Below are 249 nucleotides of genomic sequence, written 5' to 3'. Positions count from 1 at the left end.
ACGCCTGGCACATTTACTCATGCCGGTACAGAAAATCTGTTGGCGCTGGTCAGCGCGATGGCGAAGCAATATCACCATCCACTGGCAATTCATCTCGACCATCACACGAAATTTGACGATATCGCTCAGAAGGTTCGTTCTGGCGTGCGCTCAGTCATGATTGACGCCTCGCATTTGCCTTTTGCGCAAAATATTTCACGGGTCAAAGAGGTGGTGGATTTTTGCCATCGCGTTGATGTCAGCGGCGAA

General features: G+C 50.6%; 1 pseudogene. It reads left to right on the top strand.

Annotation, left to right across the window (positions count from 1 at the left end):
- Positions 1–249, top strand: a pseudogene (gatY, locus tag FN960_RS24535) (tagatose-bisphosphate aldolase subunit GatY); the annotation flags it as partial.

It is taken from the genome of Alkalicoccobacillus porphyridii, from assembly GCF_007293315.1.
GTDB classification, from domain to species: domain Bacteria; phylum Bacillota; class Bacilli; order Bacillales; family Bacillaceae_D; genus Alkalicoccobacillus; species Alkalicoccobacillus porphyridii.
This window is presented reverse-complemented; position numbering and strand designations above follow the sequence as displayed.